We start from the raw sequence: 8,242 nt of genomic DNA on the forward strand, positions 1-8,242 counted from the left end.
TTTTTATTCCTTATGATTGTAATGAAAGTTCACTTTTTATTTGAGTAGTTGATATATCTTCAGTTCGTGGTAAATAAATCACTTCACAATATTCTTTTAAAAAGTCAAATTTCCCTTCCCAATCGTCCCCCATAACAAAAATATCAATTTCATACTTTACAATATCTTCAATCTTTTGTTCCCAAGTATTTTCCGATATCACTAAATCAACATATCTAATGCTTTCCAGTAGCATTTTTCTTTCTTCAAATTTAAAATATGATTCTTTTCCTTTTAATGCATTAAATTCATCTGTTGATAATCCAACTATTAAATAATCACCTAGATCTTTTGCTCGCCTTACTAAATTTATATGACCATAATGTAGTAAATCAAATGTTCCATATGTCAAAACTCTTCGCATTATAAAAGTTTCACTCCTATCAATTGATTTCTTATATGCATGATTTTTTATTAAGAGATTTTAATATATCTCTCCTATTTTTCCTTATATTTAGATCTTGGGCTTTTATAAATTAATATAATTCATCACTTATTTAATAATGTTTTATATTGATTAACAAAATAATTCTGATATTCACCCGATACAATTGCTTTCCACCATTCTTCATTATCTAAATACCACTGGATTGTTTGAGCAATTCCTGTTTCAAATGTGTAAGTTGGTTTCCAACCTAATTCCTCTAGTTTTGTCGGATCAATTGCGTAACGCTTATCGTGACCTAGTCGATCTTGAACAAACTCGATTAGTTCTTCCGATTTGCCAAGTGTACTAATAATAGTTTTTACTACTTCTAAATTTGTACGCTCATTATGTCCACCAACATTATAAACCTCTCCATTTGCACCCTCATGCATAACTAAATCAATTGCAGCACAATGATCAATAACGTGTAACCAGTCGCGAATATTTTTACCGTCCCCATATACAGGAACCTTTTCATCATTTAATACACGTGAAATTGTTAATGGAATTAATTTTTCTGGGAAATGGAATGGTCCATAATTGTTTGAGCAGCGTGTAATGTTAATTGGTAAACCGAATGTCTCATGATATGCTCGAACTAATAAGTCAGAAGAAGCTTTACTTGCACTATATGGGCTATTTGGTTGTAAAGGTGTATCTTCTGTGAAGAATGTAGTTGGATCAAAATCTAATTCGCCGTATACTTCATCTGTTGATACGTGAACAAATTTAGTAATGCCATACTCTTTTGCTGCATCTAATAACACTTGTGTCCCTAATACATTTGTGCTAATAAATACTTCAGGTTCAGTAATTGAACGATCGACATGGCTTTCTGCAGCAAAATGAACAACATATTCGAATTTTTCTTGTTCAAATAATTGGTTTACCGCTTGACGGTCTACGATATCAACCTTAGCAAATGAATAGTTATCTTTATTCTCAATATCTTTATGTTTTGTTAAATCTCCCGCATATGTTAGTACGTCTAAATTAACAATATGGTATTGAGGATATTTATTTACCATATACTGAACAAAGTTCCCCCCAATAAAACCTGCGCCACCTGTTACTAATACTTTCTTTTTTTCCATCTTATTTCACCTCTTGCTGTAATTGTGTAATATAATGTTTTGTTGCCTCTTGCCAAACCGGCAATGGTTTAAATCCATTATCAATTAATTTCTGCTTCGACATACGTGAATTTTTAGGACGTACTGCGCGAGTAGGATACTCTTCTGTTGTAATACTATTTACTTTTACATCTTGTCCTGCAATCTCAAAAATTTCTTGTGCAAATTCAGCCCAACTGCAGAAACCTTCATTTGTAGCATGATATGTACCATATTTCTCTGTTACGACCATATCAACTAACAAATGAGCTAAGTCATATGTGTAAGTTGGTGATCCTATTTGATCTCCCACAACGTTCAGTTCATTACGTGTTTCGCCTAAACGAAGCATTGTTTTAATAAAGTTATTTCCATTAATACCGAACACCCATGAAATACGCACAATAAAGTTGCTATCTATTAGGCTTCTAACTACTTTTTCTCCCTCATACTTTGTTAAACCATAGTATCCAACCGGATTAGGTTCGTCAGTTTCTAAAAATGCATGCGTTCCTTCTCCATCAAATACATAATCCGTACTAATATAAACAAATTTAGCATTTAATTTTTTTGCTGCTGTAGCAAGGTATTTTGTACCTTCTACATTCACGTTCCAACAAAGTTCTTTATCATCTTCAGATTTATCAACAGCCGTATATGCTGCACAATGAATAATTGCATCTGGTTTTACTTTATCTACAAATTCATAAACCGCAGCTTCGTTTGTAATATCTAAATCTTCTATTCCAATACCTTGCATTTCTAGTCCTTGCTTCTCTCCACGTTTTACTACGTCATATCCAAGCTGACCATTATAACCGGTTACTAAAATTTTCATTTTTTTTACTCCCCGTATACAAAGTTAGTTTCTGCTTCTTTTAATGAAGGTGCTTTTTCATCTTTTTCAGATAGCACTGGTTGAATTTCCATTGGCCACTCAACACCAATTTCAGCGTCGTTCCAAACAATGCCTCGATCGCATTCCGGAGCATATAATTCATCAACTTTATACTGAACCTCAACATCGTCTGTTAATGTCATAAATCCATGTGCAAATCCTTTTGGAACTAATAACTGTTTTTTATTTTCTGCACTTAGCTCAATACCGAACCATTGACCGTATGTAGGACTTCCCTTACGAATGTCGACCGCTACATCAAAGATTGATCCACGTGTACAACGTACAAGCTTAGTTTGTGCTTTAGGATTTAACTGATAGTGTAAACCACGAAGTGTTCCTTTTGTTGCAGAAAAGGATTGATTGTCTTGTACAAATTGCAGATCAATTCCAGCTTCTTTCATTGCCTTATCGCTATACGTTTCCATAAACCAACCACGATGATCTCCAAATACTTTTGGCTCAATTACTTTTACACCTAATAAGTTTGTATCTAAAACTTTCATTATGTTCACTCCAACTTAATATTTAATACTGCCGTTTGCTACTTTTAATAAATATTGACCATAGCCATTTTTAGAGCACTGATCACCTGATTCAATTAAAGTTTCTTTATTAATCCAACCATTAATAAATCCAATCTCTTCAAGTGCTGCAATTTTAATTCCTTGATGATCTTCAACTGTTTTTACAAAGTTTGTTGCATCCACTAGACTTTGGTGCGTACCCGTATCTAACCATGTATAACCACGACCTAATAATTCAACTTCTAACTCACCACTATTTAAATATGCTTCATTTATAGATGTAATTTCTAATTCTCCACGTGCCGATGGTTTAACATTTTTTGCAATTTCAACTACACGATTATCATAGAAATATAGACCAGTAATTGCATAATTAGATTTTGGTTCTTTCGGTTTTTCTTCTACACTCAATACTTTTCCGTTCTCATCAAATTCAACTACACCAAAACGCTCTGGATCATGTACGTGATAACCAAACACTGTAGCTCCACTTTCTTTCTGAGCTGCACGCTGTAACATTTTACGCATTCCGCTACCATAATAAATGTTGTCCCCTAGTACCATCGCTACAGAATCATCACCAATAAATTCTTCACCAATAATAAATGCTTGCGCTAATCCATCTGGACTTGGTTGTACTTTATATTGAAGAGAAATACCAAATTGAGATCCATCTCCTAACAAAGATTCAAAACGTGGTGTATCCTCTGGTGTTGAAATAATTAAAATTTCACGAATTCCCGCTAACATCAGTGTAGATAGTGGGTAATAGATCATTGGTTTATCGTATATAGGTAACAATTGTTTACTTGTTACCATTGTTAATGGATATAGACGTGTACCACTACCACCTGCTAAAATTATTCCTTTCATTCCTTTTCCCCTCTCTGACCTTTATTTTTCAAATTATTAATTACATCCACAACTCGCACACTATTTTTATTATCTACATAACTAAAATGCTTCGCTCTCACTAAACTTCTTTCTAGTTTATAGTCATCGTGACCATTTATTAATTCCATTAATGCATCTTCAACTTCTGTCCAATTAGCACATTTACTACCAGGTGTTACATTCTCATAATCTTCATATAGTTCACGACTACTATTTTTATATTCTTGTAAATCAAATGGCGTAAATACTATTGGTCTATCTAATAATAAATAATCAAAATATACACTAGAATAATCTGTTAATAAAATATCAAAGTGTGGTAAAAGAATATTAACGTCACTAACTTCTTCCCCTAAAAATACCAGTCGAGAATTAAAATTATTAACCTTAAAATTATTTCTAACCATATCTACAAAATGTAATTTTACTAAAAGAATGCAATTTTCTTTCTCTAAAAATTGCTCCAATTTTTCTCTATCCTTAGTTGTTAATAAATTGAATTGACCATTCCTAAAAGTAGGTACATAACCAATTATCTTATTGCATTTATACCTCACTTTTAACTCACTTATTATTTTAATCTCAGGGATGTTTTTTTCAAAAAGAATGTCATTTCTCGGATATCCAGTAACATATATATTATCTTCTGCTATATTAAAAGCCGAATGAAAATACTTTGATACCAAAGGACTTGTAGAAATCATAGCGTCCCATTTTTCATCAGTATAAGGGAAAATTATACTTTTTATATAACCAATCAACTTTTTTTTCTTACCCTGTGGATAAGAAAATTTATCATCATAACCAATCTTTTTTAAAGGAATACCATGCCAAAGCTGAACCTTCTTGGCTCTATATAACCCTAATGAATTTACATCCACTAAACCTGATGAAAAAATTGCTACAGATGCCCTACAAGAATACCAATATCCTAGAATGGAATTTATTAAATATACTCTTTGGCCTCTAGATCTTAATTTTATTAGGATTTCTTGATTATGAGTTAGCCATATTGGTATAATATTATCTTCATTTGTAACTATGTGCTCAAACAAATATTTACTATTATCAGAATACCTTTCACCATACCATGCACCCATAACCCATATCTTAGAAGATTTAGGAACTAAAAAAGATAACAAAAAAAGTGGGTATTTCAGTATAATAGATAAAAAATTTAATATTTTTCTTCTTTTCATATTATCTCCTTTTCACTTTTCGCATTTTAATCAATAAAAATACCATTAAAGGAATGGCGACTATTATCCATATAACAATTCGTATAAAAATATCATAGTGAATTAAATATGCAATAGATAAAACTAATAAGATGCCATATAAAATTAATAGAAGTATATTTTTTTTATCCAAAAATACACTTCTAATTAATCGATGTACAGCCACAAAATATAGCATATTTAGAAAAACGACTGTAATCATTCCTGATAACAAAGCACCATTCAATCCAAATTTAGGGATTAAAATCACATTACAAACTACGTTAATCAATAATGATAAGGTTACTCCTAACGCCCTTAGCCCCTGCTTATTCGAAATTGTTAAAACTGCACCATGGGTAGAAGCAAAATAACGTAAAAATAATGTAATAGCAAATCCATATAATAATGGAATTGTACTTATAAACTGCTCACCATACATAATATTTATAATTAAATCTGCAAAATTAATGATTCCTATTGATAGGATTCCACCAACTAAAAGCATATAAGTATTCATTTGAGTACCTAATATAATTAGTTTTTCATTAGATTCTACTTTAGATAAACGCGTAATATATACATTAGTTAGGGCATCACTAAATATTAACCCTGCTGTTAAGATCTTTATACCAGCTTGATATAAACCAAGTCCCGTATTACCGATATAGTACTGTACAACTATAGTATCTACTTGAAAATATAATGTTCCTATTGCTAAGTGAATTGCATACGGAAAGTTTTGCTTTAAATTTAATATTATTTTTTTTATTTTTATATGCTTTATTGCTATTTTTCCTACATATATCATGTAGATTCTATACGCATATACAAAGTTGAATAAACGTGAACATATGAAAGCAACTGCTACCATAGTTTTATCCGCATTCATATATAGGGATATCATAACTACCAATATATGTACTATATTTCCATAAAGGTTGATTTTTGCCTCCACATTAAAATAAGAGAGGCTTCTCAAAGGTAAACATAAAAATGTTCCAAAACTCCAAAATATGTGAGATACTATCAATAAAAAGAATATTCTGAAGTTTCCTTCACGCCATTCAAAAGTATATAAACTTAGGTAGCTTAAAATTAGTAAGAATATGGTTAAAATTAGTTTGGAATAAAATGCTTCATTAACATATTCTTTAATTTTATTTGGTTTTTTACTTATATCTTTAACTAATTTTAAACCAAAGCCATAGTCTACAATGACTACTAGTATTGCACCAATAGTAAAACAAAACATAAATTGGCCAAATCCCTCTACTCCCCATGTCCTAGCTAAAACAATGAAAAGCAAAGTATTGGCCATTATCCTAACAAACATCGTTACCATCATATATAATGAATCTTTAATCATGCTAACATTCCTTATAATCTTTATTTAAAACTGTATCATAAGCAGATAAAGTTACGCCCGAAATATAATCCCAGTTATAAAAATTATCTATGTCTTTTTTTAATTCACTCACTTTTTCCTCATTAATATTCTGTAATGCATTTAATGCATGCTCTATCGATATCTCATCATTAGGCGAGCAATAAATAACATTATTTTTAAAATAACTTTTAGTAAATCCTGAATTAGTCATTACAACAGGTATTTCAAAAATACCTGCCTCTAATCCTATTAATCCAGTTGTCTCAAACCAACTTGCATGCACTAAGCCCCTTGCTTTAGACAAATGTTCAAACAATACTTCTTGTTTTACCTCACCTATATATTGAACCTGCGGATCCCGATTAACATTTGTAATGAAATCTTCAACATAATTATGATGATTATTATTAGTTGCACCAAAAAATAATAATTGATACCCATCCTTATATAGGACGGATTTTTGAAAAGCTTTTAGTATTAAACTTTGATTTTTTAGTGGTTCTATTCTCCCGATACATACTATTTTCTTATCTTTTTTTTCCCTCACATTTTGAACTATATTAAAAATATGATTATCTACACCATTAGGAATAATTTGTATGAAAGGGTGCGATTTTAAATTGTTTTCCTTTAATATATAATCCTTTTCCATTTGAGAATTTGGCAAGATACCATCTACTGAATTAAAGATTTTTTTTCTTTTTATCCTATACCCCTGTGCTAATAAAGATAAATTAATTCTTTTATTTAATACTAAATCTTTAATAAAATTATTAATTGTCATATAAAATTGATATGACGAAAATGAAAATAAAAATTTCTTTTTCTTATCAATACCAGCTTCCAACATATTTTTTAAATAAAAATCAGGATGATATATAGGAGTTAAAACCACTTTCTTCCCCAAATTCTTTGCTATTTTAATATTACATAATGTTTCAGCCACGTTGTATGAGTTAAATATATGAACAATGTCATATTTCTTACTCTTCAAATCCATGGGCCCGGAATAAAATTCTACTTCAACATTTTTCCCTCTTAATTCCCTTGCAGTATTTTCAATTTGTACCGTATCTCCTCCCCTTTTGGTAAATAAATCACTCCTACTCATGTATAATACTTTCATTTGATACGCTCTCCTCAACAAAATAATTAAGCCTTACATTTTTTCAATAAAAAAATCACATTTCTAAATAATTTTAATGTGACTTTTTTAAAAAATAAAAATCGCTCTTCTGCATATTTATTAAGATAATAATCTTCACTTTCAAGCATATATTTATACTTTATTAGGCCTAATCTACTAGTTGTTCCACCATCTTCATGAATAACACTAACGTTAGGCAATAGATATATCTTTTTATCTATTGCTCTTATTTTGTGCGCTAAAATCAGTTCCTCTTCATATAAAAATGTATTTGGATCAAACATTTTAACCCGTTCGAAAATTTCTCTTTTCATCATAAAAGCTGCTCCTGAAAATAATTCTATTTCAGTTGGACTATCCATCATTTGAACATCATAAAAATATTCTTGATAAGTTTTTGTTTTTGATAATAAGCGTTGTAATGGACTGTACACAACAAATCTATGTATTATTTTTGTTTCTTTTCTAGCACACCATTTTTGAATACTTTGATCTTCATTTAGTATTTTGGGAGTAACTAGTCCTATATCATCGTTAAGAGATAAAAAATCTGCCATTTCCTCAAAAATTGAAGCTTTTAAAATTATATCG

At 30.4% G+C, this 8,242-nt stretch carries 9 protein-coding genes; all 9 read right to left on the bottom strand.

Annotated features, from left to right (window positions below; all coding sequences use genetic code 11):
* Positions 1 to 10 precede the first annotated feature (10 nt).
* Complete coding sequence (tagD, locus tag GBN78_RS27165; protein ID WP_030029417.1) at positions 11 to 403, bottom strand: glycerol-3-phosphate cytidylyltransferase; 393 nt, start codon at positions 401 to 403, stop codon at positions 11 to 13.
* Between the two features lie 125 nt (positions 404 to 528).
* Positions 529 to 1,560 carry a dTDP-glucose 4,6-dehydratase gene (gene rfbB, locus GBN78_RS27170; RefSeq protein ID WP_030029419.1) on the bottom strand — a complete coding sequence of 344 codons (1,032 nt, stop codon included), beginning with the start codon at positions 1,558 to 1,560 and terminating at the stop codon, positions 529 to 531.
* 1 nt (position 1,561) lies between these two features.
* Positions 1,562 to 2,416: a dTDP-4-dehydrorhamnose reductase gene (rfbD, locus tag GBN78_RS27175; protein WP_030029421.1), complete on the bottom strand. Its 855-nt coding sequence runs from the start codon at positions 2,414 to 2,416 to the stop codon at positions 1,562 to 1,564.
* Positions 2,417 to 2,421: 5 nt separating this feature from the next.
* On the bottom strand, positions 2,422 to 2,982 hold the full coding sequence (gene rfbC, locus GBN78_RS27180; RefSeq protein WP_030029423.1) for a dTDP-4-dehydrorhamnose 3,5-epimerase: 561 nt from the start codon (positions 2,980 to 2,982) through the stop codon (positions 2,422 to 2,424).
* Positions 2,983 to 2,997: 15 nt separating this feature from the next.
* Entirely contained in the window at positions 2,998 to 3,876 is an 879-nt protein-coding gene (rfbA, locus tag GBN78_RS27185) for a glucose-1-phosphate thymidylyltransferase RfbA (protein ID WP_023523537.1), read from the bottom strand.
* On the bottom strand, positions 3,873 to 5,096 hold the full coding sequence (locus GBN78_RS27190; RefSeq protein ID WP_030029427.1) for a CDP-glycerol glycerophosphotransferase family protein: 1,224 nt from the start codon (positions 5,094 to 5,096) through the stop codon (positions 3,873 to 3,875). Before GBN78_RS27190 ends, rfbA begins: the two co-directional genes overlap by 4 nt.
* 1 nt (position 5,097) lies before the next feature.
* Complete coding sequence (locus GBN78_RS27195; protein ID WP_070184487.1) at positions 5,098 to 6,483, bottom strand: oligosaccharide flippase family protein; 1,386 nt, start codon at positions 6,481 to 6,483, stop codon at positions 5,098 to 5,100.
* A gap of 1 nt (position 6,484) precedes the next feature.
* Positions 6,485 to 7,630: a glycosyltransferase family 4 protein gene (locus GBN78_RS27200; RefSeq protein ID WP_070184488.1), complete on the bottom strand. Its 1,146-nt coding sequence runs from the start codon at positions 7,628 to 7,630 to the stop codon at positions 6,485 to 6,487.
* Positions 7,631 to 7,656: 26 nt separating this feature from the next.
* On the bottom strand, positions 7,657 to 8,242 hold a 586-nt coding region (locus GBN78_RS30460), incomplete at its 5' end, for a glycosyltransferase family 2 protein (protein WP_193224763.1).

Source organism: Bacillus sp. B2-WWTP-C-10-Post-4 (assembly GCF_009183805.1).
GTDB lineage: Bacteria > Bacillota > Bacilli > Bacillales > Bacillaceae_G > Bacillus_A > Bacillus_A cereus.